The sequence below is a fragment of the Paenibacillus sp. FSL H7-0942 genome (assembly GCF_045040715.1).
Taxonomy (GTDB): Bacteria; Bacillota; Bacilli; order Paenibacillales; family Paenibacillaceae; genus Paenibacillus; species Paenibacillus amylolyticus.
On sequence record NZ_CP150279.1, the window covers coordinates 6134480 to 6149129 of the forward strand.

Sequence of the window (14650 nt, forward strand, 5' to 3'; positions counted from 1 at the left end):
CTTTTTGGTATGTTTTTTATGCAAAATGAATTCTATGCTCGGCTTTCTTTCAACTGTTCTGCCTTTCCACTTACACTCCGGTTCGTCGATACATCCACCAGCCTGTGCAATATCAGCATTTGGTATGCATTACATAGGAGCAAGGGAACCACAATAAATATGGTTGCAGCATTCACATCAATACGTAATACGCCGATCGTCTCCACTATGGAGACGGCAATCATGAAAAAGAGTGTAGGTACGAGCGCAGAGATATGAGTCAACTTTACTTTAACGTAAGCGGTAACAATTGCAGCTGCCAAAATAATGATACCTAACACAATATCCGATATGCGCTCCCGGTCTCCCCCAACAAACAGGCGTAAAAACATCACGTCAAGCAGGGCTAACACCGTTAGTACAATCTGCACGATCTGCCAACCGCGCTTTGGAAATACACCTTTACCCATATAATTCAATATCAGATATGCAAAGAAACCCATTTGTGAATACACGCTGATCATAACCCCTGATCCAAATAAGATCAAAAGATACAGAAGAAAATCATTCAATCCATTTGTTTTCTCCCCGTTCACCAGCATCATAATCAATCCTGTACCCAATGCTCCCGCGGCCCCAATAAGCAAGGCTGTCCAAAACAGGAAAAACCATTTACGTAAATTCAAAAGTTTTCCACCCCCGAGTGTTTATTTTACCAACCTTCTCAGCAAAAAACCATCATTGCTCAACATATTTCCCCCTTTCCCATCACATACTACATCCAGTATCTAATCAAGGAGGGATTGTACACATGAAACGGCCTTTGTGGCAGCTATGCTGTGTCGTACTGGGGCTATCCGTCATGCTTGCCGGCTGCGGTTCAGATCAGAGTTCTTCGCCTCCTCAGGGCAGTTATAAAGAGATGAAAACAATGGTTGTAGATATCTTAAAAAGTGATGAAGGCAAGAAAGCGGTGGAGGAAGCTCTTACAGGTCAAAGCTCATCCAGCGGAAGCAGCGGTTCTGAAGAAGGCGGCGGTTCGGGTGGTGCTTCGGGATCCATTGGTATGAAAATGTTAATGCCTGTGCAATCTTCGGAACAAATACGTATTGCAGTAAAAGATACCATCACAGCTCCCGAATATAAGAAGGAATTCGAAAAGATCATGACCGATCCGCAGTTTGCGGGTGAATTTGCCAAAGTGATCAACGCACAAAGTAAACAGCTTCATATGCAATTGATTAAAGATCCCACATATCAAAAGTCTGTTGAAGACATCATGAAGTCACCTGAGGTATCCAAGATGTTCATGGATATGACGAAGACTCCGGATTATCGTAAACAGACGATGACTGTCATGCAGGAAGTGATGCAAAACCCGTTGTTCCGCATGGAAGTACTCACTTTGCTCAAGAAGGTAGTACAGGACGAATTGCAACCTAAAGTGCAAAGTGGCGGACAACAGGGGCAAGAACAAGGCGGACAGCAAGAGGGTCAGGGCGAAGGTGGTGGTGATGGCGGAGATGGTGGAAGCAGTGGAGATTCGGGCGGCGGATCATAAACAGTAGGTGTTAATACGCACCACAGATACTGAAAAGCCTGCATCCAAATGGACGCAGGCTTTATTTGTATTTATAACACTCATACCATTAGAATTTGGATTCAATGGACCGGGCAACTTCATCGTAGATAGCCCCTATACGGGAATCTGCTTTGTAAACCGAAGGTGAGAAATCAGGCTCGGAAGGATGATTATCCGGCGTGCCTAATGGAATCTGGGCAAGCAGGCTTGTATGCAGACTTTCCGCAAGTCTTCCCCCGCCTCCACGACCAAAGACATAATCCTTCTCTCCGCAACTGCCACACTCATAATAAGCCATATTCTCAACCACACCAAGTAACTCATGATCGGTCTGAATGGCCATTGCACCCGCACGTGCTGCGACAAAAGCTGCCGTTGCATGCGGCGTGGTAACGATGATTTCCTTACTCTGTGGCAACATCTGATGCACATCCAAAGCAACATCTCCCGTACCTGGTGGCAAATCCAGTAATATATAATCCAATTCGCCCCACTGGACATCCGTAAAGAATTGACGCAACATCCGACCTAGCATGGGTCCACGCCAGATTACCGGATTGTTCTCCCGAATAAAGAAGCCCATCGACATGACTTTGACGCCAAAACGTTCAACCGGTTGAATAACGCCATCTTCAACGACCGGATATTCTTCAATCCCCATCATGTCGGGTACACTGAAGCCATAGATATCCGCATCAATTAAGCCCACTTTCTTGCCTTGACGTGCCAAGGCTGCAGCCAGATTAACGGTTACCGTTGATTTACCAACGCCACCTTTACCACTGGCCACAGCAATAAAACGAACACCTGATTCAGGACTTAACAGCTCATGTCCATCCAGACCCGCTGCGTGACCTTTTACGAGCACTTCGTCCCGATCTGGCTCATTATCGGGTTGTCCCATATTCAGGCTCTCACGATCATGCTCAGAAGCTGCACGCACACGAATATGGGCATCCTTCATTCCGTGCTGGGACAACAGATTACGCGTTGCATCAGTCAAGGCTGTTGTATCCTCAGGTCGATTTTCCAGTGTCACTATGGTCAGAGCCACATGATTTTCTTTCACCATAATATCTCGAACCCATTCCAGTTCGGTCAGACTTACTCCCAATTGTGGTTCTTGTAATGGCTGTAATAGTTCAAGTATCTGTTCTTTTGATAACATCAGACAGCACCTCAGCTTTATCTATTGGCATGTAATTAGGTATGCTGATCCAATTATATCATTACCTTTCTTGTTCTGACTAACTTTTAGGCCGTTCTCCTGAGGAATATCTGAGAATTCCATTATAGATCGAAGCAGCTACCTTACGTTGATAAGCTTCGTCAGCAAGCATACGTGCCTCTTCCGGATGAGAAAGGAAACCCACTTCTACCAGCGCTGAAGGGATCTTCAGAGCCTGTAACAGATAAACCGTATTCACCGTTTTGGCGATCCGATCTGTATTCTCCAGGTTACGAACCATCTCTTGTTGAAGCAGATTAGCCAAACCTTCATTATCCGGATGGTTCGTTGTATAGAAAACCTGCGCTCCACTCCATCGGTTGGATGGGACACTGTTCATGTGAATGCTAATAAAGAGATCTGCTTGCTTATCCTCTATCCGCCGTACTCTTTGTTTCAGATCTTCCGTCTTTCGTTTGGAGTACCCCTTGGTGTCCGATTCCGCCAAATCAGTGTCTATTTCTCGTGTCATAACCACTAAGGCCCCTGCCTGTTGCAAATAATCTCTCACATACAGGGCGATAGACAGATTGATATCTTTTTCAATAACCCCCTGTTTACTTACCGCTCCTCCATCTGGACCTCCGTGTCCTGCATCAATGGCAATGACTTTACCCGCCATCGGCAAACTCCAATAACCTGACGTCTTAGCGGAAGGCAGTTCATAGGACATTACCGCCACTAACATGGCCAGTAGACAGAGACTCAGCATGACCCTTTTGATTGTTTTTAGCCTAATCCAGACTACAAAGTGTTTCCCCATATTTTTACGCATAAAAAAACCACCTCGTCCCTATAAATGACTCTAATCATCTATATGGGACAAGATGGACAAATATACCGCTAGGAGCGGACTTGCTCCGCCATTCCTTCAATCAGCACCTCAGCTACCTCAGGACGTGTAAATTCAGGTGGAGGGCACTGGCCGTCACGGAGCAACCCGCGTACTTTGGTGCCGGAAAGCGCCATATGATGTTCTTTATCATGTGGGCAAGTTTTACTCGATGCCATGTTTCCACATTTGGTACAGAAGAAACTATGTTCGAAGAACAACGGAGTGATCCCCAGTTCCTCTGCTGTAAAGTTAGTAAAGATCTCCTGTGCTTCATATGTTCCATAATAATCACCAACACCCGCATGGTCACGACCAACAATAAAGTGGGTACACCCGTAATTTTTGCGAACCATCGCATGGAAAATAGCTTCACGTGGACCAGCATACCGCATGGCTGCGGGGAACACACCAAGGAACGCACGATCAGCCGGGTAATAGTTCTCCAGTAATACCAGATAACTCTTCATCCGAACATCTGCAGGTACATCGTCCGACTTCGTCTCTCCAACAAGCGGATTCAGGAAGAGTGCATCTACAATCTCCATAGCGCTCTTCTGAATGTATTCATGAGCCCGATGGACCGGATTACGTGTCTGAAAACCAACTACGGTCTTCCAACCCTTCTCCTGAAAAATCTTCCGGGTATCTGCAGGATCATAATAGAATTCCTCAAATTTCGAAGGTTTTGGACGGTTCAACACTTGGATTGGACCTCCTACGTATGTTGCAGGACGCTCCAAAAGTTTTTTAACGCCCGGGTGCTCGGGATCATCTGTTTTGAATACACGCCGGGCTTCTTCACCCTGATCCACCTGGTATATACTTTGGACTTCGAGCAATCCATAAGTGACTCCATCTTGATCACCAACAAGTTTCACACGTTCACCAATCTGGAGGGATGCGGCTTGTTTATCGTCAACAGCAAGTGTAATCGGTATACTCCAGACTGTTCCATCGGCGAGACGCATGCGAGACACCACCGAAAGGTAATCTTCCTCATTCAAGAAACCTTGAAGTGGTGAGAACGCACCTACACCAATTAGATCCAAATCTGATATTGTCCAGGTATTAATACGCAAAGAGGATAAGTTTTTACTGTCTTGTAACAATTGCTCCCGTTCTTCTCCTTGTACGATACGTTGAACCAACGTACCTCCATGAGGCAGAATCGATGTCATCTTGTCAGCTCCTTGTATAGCTATTATTTATGAAGGCCACATTCCGTTTTATCATTACCAGACCAGCGTCCGGCACGTGGGTCCTCTCCAGGCATCACTTGACGTGTGCAATGCTCACAACCAATACTTGGGTAGTTCTGATCATGAAGAGGGTTATATAAAACGTTATTGTCACGAATATATTGCCATACATCCTCAGTCGTCCAGTGTGCAATCGGATTAAACTTCATCAGGCCAAATTTGGAATCATATTCAACCTTCTTTGAGTTTGCACGAGTTGGTGCTTGATCTCTACGTATACCTGTGATCCATGCATCATACTGAGAAAGAATACGTGTTAACGGTTCGACTTTGCGAATGTTACAGCACCCATTGGGATCAGACTTCCACAACTCTTCACCGTGCTCAGCTGCCTGCTCTTCCGGAGTAATCTTAGGAGACACACGTACAAATTCAAGATTGTAGTTCTCCTGCATCTTATCACGTGTTTCGTATGTTTCTTTAAAGTGAAAATCTGTATCCAGATAAAAAATATCTGTGGATGGGCTGATTTTCTGCACCATATCTACAAGTACAACATCTTCTGCACCAAAGCTACATGCAAAAGTGATATTTGGGAATGTTTCAATAGCATACCGAATAATATCCTCTGGACTAGCATGTTCCAGTTCCTCTGCCTTCGTCCGTGCCAAATCTTCTTTCTCCAACAAGTTCATCTGTGAATTTCCCCCATTCTGCAATTCAATACATCTTAAAGCCGACTAATCTAATATGAATTATGTTTAGTATAAATCTTTCATTGGGGATGTCAATGCCTGCCATATGGTAAAATAAATCAGTTTTTGCCCATTACTTATCGTCGCTCTCAAACATTATTTTGGTTCAATTTATCCATTTCTCTGTTAATGAGATAAAAACAATGATGTTGGCCCAGGTCATTAGACAGGTAAAAATACATCGCTTAGCCTGGGAAACCTTTGCTGTTACTGGGTTTGGACAGTTCTTGTCATCGAGAACTGCATCAAAAAAACACTGGGTGATTGAAAATAAAGGAAGAAAAGCTAAAGTTTTAAGGGGAGCAACGTTGCGAATTTTAGCTGTTGATATGTAAGGGACTTTTATCGTTTCCATAAGAAATACTGATAAGGTTTGCAATAAAGAATTAAGTGCAAAAACAGTAAGCCGAGTGCATTCAAGAAATCACGCATGAGTTCTAATCGATGATTATAAAAGAGCTGTTATAAAATGTGTGGTGAGTGGTGAGTGGTGAGTGGTGAGCGATGGGTATGAGCATATTCAATGATCTAAACGATTAGAGAGGTTCAGTAAAATGTGGATGTATTAACGTACATATTATAGGACTGTATTGAGGGACATTAAGGGCACATTGAAAAGGCAATGAAGGAAAAATGCAGAAGCTTGGGGAGAGACATCAGAAATATAAGAGCTACCGCATAAACTAATATAATATATGGCGTAATAATCATGAATATATAAAAAAGCCTTTGACCGAGGCCAAAGGCTTTTAATATTAACGTTTGGAGAACTGAGGTGCGCGACGAGCCGCTTTAAGACCGTATTTTTTACGTTCTTTCATACGTGGGTCACGAGTCAGGAATCCTGCTTTTTTCAGGGATGCACGGTATTCCGGATCTGCTTTGAGCAGAGCGCGGGAGATACCATGACGGATTGCGCCGGCTTGACCGGAGATTCCGCCACCATGAGCAATAACAAGAACGTCATAGTTGTTGAGCGTTTCTGTCAAGTTCAGTGGTTGTTTTACGATCAGTTTGAGTGTTTCCAAACCGAAGTATTCATTAATATCACGTTTATTGATGACAATGCGTCCTTCACCCGGTACAAGGCGAACACGTGCTACCGAATGTTTACGACGACCTGTCCCATAGTATTGTACTTGTGCCATGAAACTGTCCTCCTTTTAATTAACCGCGAAGTTCGTAAACTTCTGGTTTTTGTGCTGCATGTGGATGCTCAGTGCCTCTGTACGCTTTAAGTCTCAACTTCATTTTCTCGCCCATGCGAGTTTTAGGAAGCATACCGCGAACAGCCAATTCCAACATACGCTCAGGTTTGTTTTTAACCATCTCTTCAGCTGTAGTTACTTTCAAACCACCTGGGTGCATTGAGTGACGGTAGTATTTTTTACCTTGCATTTTCTTACCAGTCAATACGATTTTCTCAGCATTGATGATAACAACGAAATCGCCAGTGTCCACATGTGGAGTGAATTGTGGCTTGTGTTTGCCGCGAATCAAAGCTGCTGCTTCGCTCGCCAAACGTCCGAGGGTTTTGCCTTCAGCATCAATGATGTGCCATTGGCGCTCAACTTCGTTAGGCTTCGCCATGTACGTAGTACGCATGAAAAGTTCCTCCTTAAAATGTTCAAAATCATCATTTTCATTTATCTTCGTTCGTTAAGTTATAACTTTAGGTGTTGATGGATTGTAAATTTGATGTGAACCTCTTAATTGGGGCTGTGGGAAAGCCATTAAGAAAACACAACTTTTATATTACATGATAGGCGATTAAATCGCAAGTGTTAATTAAGCTTTTCACTCACCAAATTTAATCTTTTTTGTATTCAAGATCCCAGAGCATTAAACCGCAGCTAACTGCAGTAGGTCCTGCAGCAGATCGATTACATGCAGCAATCATATTTGGTACATCAGAGGCTTTCCGTTTGCCCTCTCCGATCTCCAGCAGTGTCCCTACAATGATACGAACCATATGCTGCAAAAAGCCGTTACCACTCACATAAATGTGAATGACACCCTGATCGCGCGGATGGTCTCTGCACATTGATCGGTCCACTTCCATCCATGCTTCATACACCGAACGGACATGATTCTCTTTCTGAGACTTGCGTGAAGCAAAAGAGGTAAAATCATACGTCCCTATGAAATGTCGTAAGCCCTCCTGCATTGCCATAATATCAAGCTTCGCATGATGATGATATTGCAGTCTTCTGTTGAATACATCCGGAAATTGATTCGCATTGACTGTATAACGATACGTTTTCTTTTTCGCTGCATAGCGAGAATGAAAATCAGCCGAAACTTCAATCGCATCAATAACGACAATATCGGAGGGTAATCTGGAGTTGAGTGCAATACACCAACGTTCAATCGGGATCTGGGACTCCGTAGGAAAATTGAAGATTTGTCTGCGGGCGTGAACACCTGCATCTGTTCGGCCTGAACCTGTAATTTTAACCTTCTCACCGGTTAAAGCACGAATCGCATCTTCAAGATGATCCTGAATGGTATTCCCACCCGGCTGTACTTGGAAGCCGAAATAGGCAGTGCCATCATAAGTTAACGTCATACATAAGTTCCGCATTATTACCACACCTTTGTTCCATACTATACATATCCCTATCCCGAACAGCAAAAGAAGCCCCTTACGGAGCTTCTATTACAGCACGAATTCCGAAATGAAGAGAAAAAAAGGGTTAATCCAGAACCGTTGATTCTGTCCCCTTTCCTCATCTCATCTGTTTTACGCGCGGTCTACCAGTTCCAAGTAAACCATTGGCGCTGCGTCACCACGACGAGGTCCCAGTTTCAAGATACGAGTGTATCCACCTGGACGCTCAGCGTAACGACCGGACAATTCGCTAAACAGTTTTTGGATTGCATCTTGCTCACCATCGATAGTTTCGCGGCGAACATAAGCTGCCACTTGGCGACGGGCATGAAGATCTCCCTTTTTCGCTTTAGTGATCAGTTTTTCAGCAATAGAGCGAACCTCTTTTGCTTTCGCTTCAGTTGTCTGAATGCGTTCGTATAAGAACAGGTCGGTTACCAGGTCACGGAACAAAGCTTTACGTGCGCTGGAATTACGGCCCAACTTTTGGTATGCCATTGTTTTCCCTCCTTCACTTCAAGCACTCGGCTGTCTATTCTTCTGTACGGAGTCCCAAACCAAGTTCCTCAAGCTTCTCTTGAACTTCTTCCAAAGACTTGCGTCCGAGGTTACGGACTTTCATCATGTCTTCTTCCGTTTTCGTAGTCAGCTCTTGCACGGTATTAATACCGGCACGTTTGAGGCAGTTGTAGGAACGAACAGAGAGATCCAGCTCTTCGATCGTCATTTCGAGTACTTTTTCTTTTTTGTCTTCTTCTTTTTCGACCATGATTTCTGCATCTTTCGCTTCGTCTGTAAGACCCACGAAGAGCATCAAATGCTCAGTCAAAATTTTAGCGCCGAGGCTTACAGCCTCTTCAGGACGAATACTTCCATCAGTCCAAACTTCCAACGTAAGCTTGTCATAGTTGGTCACTTGACCGACACGCGTATTTTCCACAGCGTAGTTAACGCGACTGATCGGGGTGAAGATGGAATCGACTGGGATGACGCCGATCGGCTGGTCATCGCGTTTATTCCGATCTGCCTGGACGTAGCCGCGACCGCGATTGGCAAAAATACGCATGTGAAGTCTCGAACCTGGTCCGAGCGTAGCAATGTGCAAATCCGGGTTAAGGATTTCCACATCGGAGTCAGCACGGATATCTCCAGCCGTAATTGCCCCTTCGCCTTCAGCATCAATCTCGAGCACTTTCTCCTCGTCTGAATGAATCTTAAGCGACAAAGCTTTCAGGTTAAGAATAACCTCCGTTACATCTTCCATTACGCCAGGAACTGTAGCAAATTCATGCAGAACGCCATCGATTTGAACCGAAGACACTGCCGCACCCGGCAGTGACGAGAGCAAGATTCGGCGAAGCGAGTTTCCAAGCGTCGTACCGTATCCGCGCTCAAGCGGTTCTACTACGAATTTCCCATAGGTGCCATCATCGTTGACGTCTACCGTCTCAATTTTCGGCTTTTCGATTTCAATCACTGCAATACCCCTCCTTCAAAACGTCGGTCCTCTATGAAACATTTACCTTCTCTTGCGAAAACATGTAGTAGTATGCCTAAACAACCATTATTAGCAGATTGTGCCGGAAATATACCACACGCAGGGGCAAATCTCATTAGACACGACGACGTTTTGGAGGACGGCATCCGTTATGCGGGACTGGAGTTACGTCTTTGATCAGGTTAACTTCAAGACCAGCAGCTTGCAAAGAGCGGATCGCTGCTTCACGGCCTGCGCCTGGTCCTTTAACCATAACCTCAACGGCTTTCATCCCATGTTCCATTGCAGCTTTGGCAGCAGTCTCAGCAGCCATTTGTGCAGCAAACGGAGTCGATTTACGGGAACCTCTGAATCCGAGGCCGCCGGAGCTTGCCCACGAAATTGCGTTTCCGTGAGGATCCGTAATAGTAACGATAGTGTTATTGAAAGTGGAACGGATATGCGCCACGCCAGATTCAATATTCTTACGGTCACGACGTTTAGTACGTACGACTTTTTTCGGTTTAGCCATTTTCTCTTATCCCCCCTTATTATTTCTTCTTGTTCGCTACTGTACGACGAGGACCTTTACGAGTACGAGCATTCGTTTTCGTACGTTGTCCACGAACAGGCAGACCACGACGATGACGAACTCCACGGTAACAACCGATCTCCGTCAAACGTTTAATATTCAAAGAGATTTCTCGACGCAGGTCACCTTCTACTTTGACCTCTTTATCGATACTTTCACGCAATTTGCTGACTTCATCTTCCGTCAAATCACGAACACGAGTGTCCGGATTGATGCCTGTTGTGCTCAGAATTTTCTGGGAAGTCGTTTTACCGATTCCGAAAATATAAGTCAAGGCGATCTCAACGCGCTTATCACGTGGCAAATCCACACCAGATATACGTGCCATTTTACGCTACACCCCCTTCTTTAACCTTGTTTTTGTTTGTGTTTCGGATTTTCACAGATAACCATAACATTCCCTTTGCGGCGAATGACTTTGCACTTTTCGCAAATCGGCTTGACCGAAGGTCTTACCTTCATGTGAATTACCTCCTCAAAGTTTTGCTAAGCAAAACCCTCTTCGTAAGCATTGACCTTGTTCTACTATTGTAAAACCGGCTTCGAAGCTTTCGCAAGTTTTGCCGGGCAAAACCCGCTACATAAGCTTCACAGTTCATTGCAACTGTCTACTACTATTTACGGTAAGTTATGCGACCTTTTGTTAAATCATAAGGCGACAACTGAACAACTACTTTGTCTCCAGTCAGGATACGGATAAAGTGCATCCGCAGTTTTCCGGAAACGTGAGCGAGAATTTGATGACCGTTCTCAAGCTCAACCTTGAATGTTGCATTCGGTAGCGGTTCGAGAACCGTACCTTCCACTTCAATGACATCTTCCTTAGCCATTAGTCAGTCTCCTTTCTCTTCAGCTTGAATGTTGGTGGATTCCAGAAATGAATGAACCGCGTAACGGAGCTTTCCATTTGTCACCCGACCACTCTCGTTTAAACTGTTCACAACCTCGCTGCTAATCATGGGCTGGAGCTCAAGATGAAGAAGATTCTTCTTCTTTGGTTGATCAAACTTACGTTTGTCTCCATCCGCAATATATACGAACTTACCGTCCGCTATAGCAACAATTACTGCGGCTTGGTCCGCATTGCGGCCTTTACGGATCTTCACAAGTTGACCGAGCTGCGGATTAGACTGACTGTTCATGCCTCATCACCTACGCATTCAGTTTCGTGAAAATTTCCATACCATCTGGTGTAACTGCTACGGTGTGTTCAAAGTGTGCACATAACTTACCATCAACCGTGACGACAGTCCAGTTATCTTCCAACGTTTTCACATACCGTCTACCTACGTTAACCATCGGCTCTATGGCCAGCACCATGCCCGCTTTAAGCCGTGGTCCCCGATCGGGAAGACCATAGTTCGGAATCTGTGGTTCTTCGTGCAGATCTGCGCCTATGCCGTGACCGACATATTCACGAACTACGGAGAACCCTTCATCTTCAATATATTTCTGAATCGCATGAGATATTGTAAACAAGCGAACGTCCGGTTTTACCAGCGCCAGACCTGCGTATAACGAAGCCTCGGTAACGTCCAGAAGACGACGGGCTTCTTCGGAAATACGGCCGACCGGATAAGTCCAGGCGGAATCTCCATGATACCCCTGGTACTGCGCGCCAATGTCAAACGTAACGATATCGCCCTCGTTCAACTTGCGTTTGCCGGGAAATCCATGTACCAACTCTTCATTGACTGAAGCGCACACACTGGCAGGGAAACCGTTATAACCTTTGAAAGACGGCACAGCTCCTTGACTGCGGATATATTGATCAGCCATATGGTCAAGTTCTCCAGTCGTAATACCGGGAGCGATATGCTCTGCCAAGAGACGATGCGTTTCCGCAACAATTCTCCCTGCTTCCCTCATCAAGCCCAGTTCCGTTTCGGACTTACCAATGATCATCAATTAACCTCTCAGTAAGGACACGATTTCTTGAGAAACTTGATCGATATCCTGTTCTCCGTTCATTTGACGAAGAAGACCTTTAGTCTCATAGAACGTGAGGAGTGGTGCTGTTTTGTTGATATACTCGTCCAGTCGTGTACCTACACTCTCTTCATTATCATCAGAGCGTTGATACAACTCACCAGCGCATTTATCACAAATACCTTCCTGCTTAGGCGGATTGAATACCACATGATAAGTGGAACCACAGTTTTTACAAATTCGACGACCCGTCAAACGAGCGAGCAATTTGTTGCGATCCACTTTCAGGTTGATTACATGATCGAGACCTGAGTTCAATCGATCCAGAATGCCATCGAGCGCTTCTGCTTGCGAAAGGGTTCTTGGAAATCCGTCCAAGAGGAAACCTTCTCTGCAGTCAGGCTGCTGCAAACGTTCTTCAACGATGCCAATGGTTACATCATCTGGTACAAGCAATCCTTGATCCATATATTCCTTGGCTTTCATGCCAATGGGAGTTCCCTGTTTGATCGCGAGACGAAATGCATCGCCTGTTGAAATATGGGGAATACCGAACTCTTTCACGATGACGTCTGCTTGCGTTCCTTTTCCTGCCCCCGGAGGGCCCATGAATAGGATGTTCACGTTATGTCACTCCCTCCAAGACTACCCTACATCAACAAACAGCACAATAGGTGCCGGCAAGTAAATCTTCACTCGACCGGTACCTATTGCCTATTTATTGATAAAACCTTTGTAGTGGCGTTTGATCAATTGGCTTTCGATTTGCTTCATCGTATCCAGCGCAACACCGATAACGATCAGGAGGGATGTTCCTCCAATTTGCGCAGATTGAGGCAAACCAGACAGTGCCCCCAAGATTACAGGCAGAACGGAAATGACTGCCAAGAACATGGCACCGGCCATTGTCAAACGAGTCATGACACGGGTCAGATATTTCTCGGTTGCTTTACCCGGGCGAATGCCTGGGATGTAACCGCCGTTCTTTTTCATATTATCAGCCATCTGCTGTGGATTCATCTGTACGAAAGTATAGAAGAATGTGAAACCGAAGATCATCACGACATACAACAACATACCCAGAGGTTTGTGTGTAGTCAGGTTCTGTCCGATCCACTGTGCCCAAAGGCGATCTGCCCAGAAGTTGGCGATGATCGTCGGGAACATCAACAGCGATGATGCGAAGATGACAGGGATAACACCTGCTGCATTAATTTTCAGCGGGATATGTGTATTCTGTCCACCGTACATTTTGTTACCTACGACACGTTTAGCGTACTGTACCGGAATTTTCCGAATCGCCTGCTGAATGTAAATGACCCCTATGATGATCAACACAATAACAATTGCGATGATAACACCTTTAAGAATATTCATAAACAGTTGGTCAGGTTGAATGAAGTCGGATTCGATCGTTTGTTTGATAATGTTAGGCACCGTAGATAGGATACCCGCAAAGATCAAGATCGAAATCCCGTTTCCTATGCCCTTCTCGGTGATCTGCTCACCAAGCCACATCAGGAATGAAGTACCGGCCGTAAGTACAATCGCGATCAAGATATAATCTGCAAATGTAGCGTTAGGAATCATGTCTGTATTGTACAAGCGGTTGAATCCGATCGACGTACCAAACGCTTGAATCAATGCCAGGCCAATCGTTAAATAACGGGTCAATTGTGCAGATTTCTTCTTACCTTGTTCACCTTGCTTTGCCCACTCCGCTAATTTAGGAATAACGTCCATGGAAAGCAACTGTACTATGATAGACGCAGTGATGTAAGGCACGATCCCGAGCGCAAATATCGAGAACTGGAAGAGCGCTCCACCCGAGAACGTATTGAGAAGTCCAAAAACTTCTTTACCCGCAGAATTTGTCGCTTCGAACACATCTTTGTTAACACCCGGTACGGGAACAAAGGAGCCGATGCGGTAAATGATCAGTACAAAAAGGGTAAATAATACCCTTTTGCGCAGATCTTCAACCCGCCAGATATTCTTTAGGGTCTTGAACATTAAATCACCTCGGTTGTACCGCCGGCAGCTTCAATTTTCTCAATAGCAGATTGAGAAAACTTGTTAGCTTTAACAGTCAGCTTCACAGTGACATCACCGTTACCCAGGATTTTGATTCCGGATTTAGCGTTTTTAACTACGCCGTTCGTCATCAAGAATTCTGGAGTTACTTCAGTACCCGCAGCAAAACTGTTCAGGTCTTCAGTATTCACAACTGCATATTCTTTGCGAGTTGGGTTTACAAAACCACGTTTTGGCAAGCGACGATACAATGGATTTTGTCCACCTTCGAAGCCTGGACGTACTCCACCGCCAGAACGAGAATTTTGTCCTTTGTGACCGCGACCTGATGTTTTACCTGTACCACTACTTGGACCGCGACCAAGACGTTTACGTTCTTTGCGGGATCCAGGAGATGGTGAAAGCTCATGTAACTTCATCGTTCGTTGC

The 14650-nt window shown here is 45.1% G+C and carries 21 protein-coding genes; 2 read left to right on the plus strand and 19 right to left on the minus strand.

All coding sequences use genetic code 11. From position 1 onward, the window contains the following. Positions 1 to 32: 32 nt before the first annotated feature. Complete coding sequence (locus MHI48_RS26920; RefSeq protein WP_405142258.1) at positions 33 to 665, minus strand: KinB-signaling pathway activation protein; 633 nt, start codon at positions 663 to 665, stop codon at positions 33 to 35. Positions 666 to 790: 125 nt separating this feature from the next. Here MHI48_RS26920 and gerD point away from each other — a divergent pair, with 125 nt between their 5' ends. Then, complete coding sequence (gene gerD, locus MHI48_RS26925; protein ID WP_036607216.1) at positions 791 to 1540, plus strand: spore germination lipoprotein GerD; 750 nt, start codon at positions 791 to 793, stop codon at positions 1538 to 1540. Positions 1541 to 1628: 88 nt separating this feature from the next. Here gerD and MHI48_RS26930 read toward each other — a convergent pair whose 3' ends face one another. From MHI48_RS26930 to MHI48_RS26945, 4 genes are all read right to left on the minus strand, one after another. Beyond that, the gene (locus MHI48_RS26930) at positions 1629 to 2729 is read right to left on the minus strand and encodes an Mrp/NBP35 family ATP-binding protein (RefSeq protein WP_036607214.1); all 1101 of its coding nucleotides are present in this window, start codon (positions 2727 to 2729) and stop codon (positions 1629 to 1631) included. A gap of 79 nt (positions 2730 to 2808) precedes the next feature. After that, a complete protein-coding gene (gene cwlD / locus MHI48_RS26935; protein WP_036607212.1) occupies positions 2809 to 3564 on the minus strand; it encodes an N-acetylmuramoyl-L-alanine amidase CwlD in 756 nt (251 codons plus the stop codon). Positions 3565 to 3632: 68 nt separating this feature from the next. Further along, complete coding sequence (gene sat, locus MHI48_RS26940; protein ID WP_036607210.1) at positions 3633 to 4802, minus strand: sulfate adenylyltransferase; 1170 nt, start codon at positions 4800 to 4802, stop codon at positions 3633 to 3635. A 23-nt stretch (positions 4803 to 4825) separates the two neighbouring features. Further along, entirely contained in the window at positions 4826 to 5518 is a 693-nt protein-coding gene (locus tag MHI48_RS26945; RefSeq protein WP_036607207.1) for a phosphoadenylyl-sulfate reductase, read from the minus strand. A 161-nt stretch (positions 5519 to 5679) separates the two neighbouring features. Here MHI48_RS26945 and MHI48_RS26950 point away from each other — a divergent pair, with 161 nt between their 5' ends. Next, positions 5680 to 5913 carry a hypothetical protein gene (locus tag MHI48_RS26950; RefSeq protein ID WP_235193841.1) on the plus strand — a complete coding sequence of 78 codons (234 nt, stop codon included), beginning with the start codon at positions 5680 to 5682 and terminating at the stop codon, positions 5911 to 5913. 420 nt (positions 5914 to 6333) lie between these two features. On the opposite strand, the gene rpsI is transcribed toward MHI48_RS26950, so the two are convergent. The 14 genes from rpsI to rplO form a co-directional block, all read right to left on the minus strand. Beyond that, a complete protein-coding gene (gene rpsI, locus MHI48_RS26955; protein WP_017692105.1) occupies positions 6334 to 6726 on the minus strand; it encodes a 30S ribosomal protein S9 in 393 nt (130 codons plus the stop codon). Between the two features lie 19 nt (positions 6727 to 6745). Beyond that, entirely contained in the window at positions 6746 to 7183 is a 438-nt protein-coding gene (gene rplM, locus MHI48_RS26960; RefSeq protein WP_024633564.1) for a 50S ribosomal protein L13, read from the minus strand. A gap of 205 nt (positions 7184 to 7388) precedes the next feature. After that, positions 7389 to 8162, minus strand: a complete 774-nt coding sequence (truA, locus tag MHI48_RS26965) for a tRNA pseudouridine(38-40) synthase TruA (RefSeq protein ID WP_017692103.1) — start codon at positions 8160 to 8162, stop codon at positions 7389 to 7391. A gap of 159 nt (positions 8163 to 8321) precedes the next feature. Next, positions 8322 to 8687 (minus strand): 50S ribosomal protein L17, encoded by a 366-nt coding sequence (rplQ, locus tag MHI48_RS26970; RefSeq protein WP_017692102.1) that lies wholly within the window; start codon positions 8685 to 8687, stop codon positions 8322 to 8324. A 34-nt stretch (positions 8688 to 8721) separates the two neighbouring features. Then, positions 8722 to 9666 carry a DNA-directed RNA polymerase subunit alpha gene (locus MHI48_RS26975; protein ID WP_017692101.1) on the minus strand — a complete coding sequence of 315 codons (945 nt, stop codon included), beginning with the start codon at positions 9664 to 9666 and terminating at the stop codon, positions 8722 to 8724. A gap of 136 nt (positions 9667 to 9802) precedes the next feature. Continuing rightward, complete coding sequence (gene rpsK / locus MHI48_RS26980; RefSeq protein WP_017692100.1) at positions 9803 to 10198, minus strand: 30S ribosomal protein S11; 396 nt, start codon at positions 10196 to 10198, stop codon at positions 9803 to 9805. A gap of 19 nt (positions 10199 to 10217) precedes the next feature. Next, complete coding sequence (rpsM, locus tag MHI48_RS26985; protein ID WP_036607200.1) at positions 10218 to 10586, minus strand: 30S ribosomal protein S13; 369 nt, start codon at positions 10584 to 10586, stop codon at positions 10218 to 10220. Between the two features lie 20 nt (positions 10587 to 10606). After that, positions 10607 to 10720 carry a 50S ribosomal protein L36 gene (rpmJ, locus tag MHI48_RS26990; RefSeq protein WP_003333770.1) on the minus strand — a complete coding sequence of 38 codons (114 nt, stop codon included), beginning with the start codon at positions 10718 to 10720 and terminating at the stop codon, positions 10607 to 10609. A 152-nt stretch (positions 10721 to 10872) separates the two neighbouring features. After that, positions 10873 to 11088 carry a translation initiation factor IF-1 gene (infA, locus tag MHI48_RS26995; protein WP_017692098.1) on the minus strand — a complete coding sequence of 72 codons (216 nt, stop codon included), beginning with the start codon at positions 11086 to 11088 and terminating at the stop codon, positions 10873 to 10875. Positions 11089 to 11091: 3 nt separating this feature from the next. Continuing rightward, complete coding sequence (locus MHI48_RS27000) at positions 11092 to 11400, minus strand: KOW domain-containing RNA-binding protein (protein WP_036607194.1); 309 nt, start codon at positions 11398 to 11400, stop codon at positions 11092 to 11094. A 10-nt stretch (positions 11401 to 11410) separates the two neighbouring features. Next, entirely contained in the window at positions 11411 to 12163 is a 753-nt protein-coding gene (gene map / locus MHI48_RS27005) for a type I methionyl aminopeptidase (protein WP_036607191.1), read from the minus strand. 3 nt (positions 12164 to 12166) lie between these two features. Then, positions 12167 to 12811 carry an adenylate kinase gene (locus tag MHI48_RS27010; RefSeq protein WP_036607188.1) on the minus strand — a complete coding sequence of 215 codons (645 nt, stop codon included), beginning with the start codon at positions 12809 to 12811 and terminating at the stop codon, positions 12167 to 12169. A 90-nt stretch (positions 12812 to 12901) separates the two neighbouring features. Beyond that, entirely contained in the window at positions 12902 to 14200 is a 1299-nt protein-coding gene (gene secY / locus MHI48_RS27015; protein WP_017692094.1) for a preprotein translocase subunit SecY, read from the minus strand. After that, on the minus strand, positions 14200 to 14640 hold the full coding sequence (gene rplO / locus MHI48_RS27020) for a 50S ribosomal protein L15 (RefSeq protein ID WP_017692093.1): 441 nt from the start codon (positions 14638 to 14640) through the stop codon (positions 14200 to 14202). Before rplO ends, secY begins: the two co-directional genes overlap by 1 nt. Between the last annotated feature and the right edge of the window lie 10 nt (positions 14641 to 14650).

What these genes read in the sequence shown, in the direction of transcription:
- gerD (WP_036607216.1), top strand. Translation starts at nt 791, where the DNA reads ATGAAACGGCCTTTGTGGCAGCTATGCTGTGTCGTACTGGGGCTATCC.
- MHI48_RS26930 (WP_036607214.1), bottom strand. Translation starts at nt 2,729, where the DNA reads ATGTTATCAAAAGAACAGATACTTGAACTATTACAGCCATTACAAGAA.
- cwlD (WP_036607212.1), bottom strand. Translation starts at nt 3,564, where the DNA reads ATGCGTAAAAATATGGGGAAACACTTTGTAGTCTGGATTAGGCTAAAA.
- sat (WP_036607210.1), bottom strand. Translation starts at nt 4,802, where the DNA reads ATGACATCGATTCTGCCTCATGGAGGTACGTTGGTTCAACGTATCGTA.
- MHI48_RS26945 (WP_036607207.1), bottom strand. Translation starts at nt 5,518, where the DNA reads ATGAACTTGTTGGAGAAAGAAGATTTGGCACGGACGAAGGCAGAGGAA.
- rpsI (WP_017692105.1), bottom strand. Translation starts at nt 6,726, where the DNA reads ATGGCACAAGTACAATACTATGGGACAGGTCGTCGTAAACATTCGGTA.
- rplM (WP_024633564.1), bottom strand. Translation starts at nt 7,183, where the DNA reads ATGCGTACTACGTACATGGCGAAGCCTAACGAAGTTGAGCGCCAATGG.
- truA (WP_017692103.1), bottom strand. Translation starts at nt 8,162, where the DNA reads ATGCGGAACTTATGTATGACGTTAACTTATGATGGCACTGCCTATTTC.
- rplQ (WP_017692102.1), bottom strand. Translation starts at nt 8,687, where the DNA reads ATGGCATACCAAAAGTTGGGCCGTAATTCCAGCGCACGTAAAGCTTTG.
- rpsK (WP_017692100.1), bottom strand. Translation starts at nt 10,198, where the DNA reads ATGGCTAAACCGAAAAAAGTCGTACGTACTAAACGTCGTGACCGTAAG.
- rpsM (WP_036607200.1), bottom strand. Translation starts at nt 10,586, where the DNA reads ATGGCACGTATATCTGGTGTGGATTTGCCACGTGATAAGCGCGTTGAG.
- rpmJ (WP_003333770.1), bottom strand. Translation starts at nt 10,720, where the DNA reads ATGAAGGTAAGACCTTCGGTCAAGCCGATTTGCGAAAAGTGCAAAGTC.
- infA (WP_017692098.1), bottom strand. Translation starts at nt 11,088, where the DNA reads ATGGCTAAGGAAGATGTCATTGAAGTGGAAGGTACGGTTCTCGAACCG.
- MHI48_RS27000 (WP_036607194.1), bottom strand. Translation starts at nt 11,400, where the DNA reads ATGAACAGTCAGTCTAATCCGCAGCTCGGTCAACTTGTGAAGATCCGT.
- map (WP_036607191.1), bottom strand. Translation starts at nt 12,163, where the DNA reads ATGATCATTGGTAAGTCCGAAACGGAACTGGGCTTGATGAGGGAAGCA.
- secY (WP_017692094.1), bottom strand. Translation starts at nt 14,200, where the DNA reads ATGTTCAAGACCCTAAAGAATATCTGGCGGGTTGAAGATCTGCGCAAA.
- rplO (WP_017692093.1), bottom strand. Translation starts at nt 14,640, where the DNA reads ATGAAGTTACATGAGCTTTCACCATCTCCTGGATCCCGCAAAGAACGT.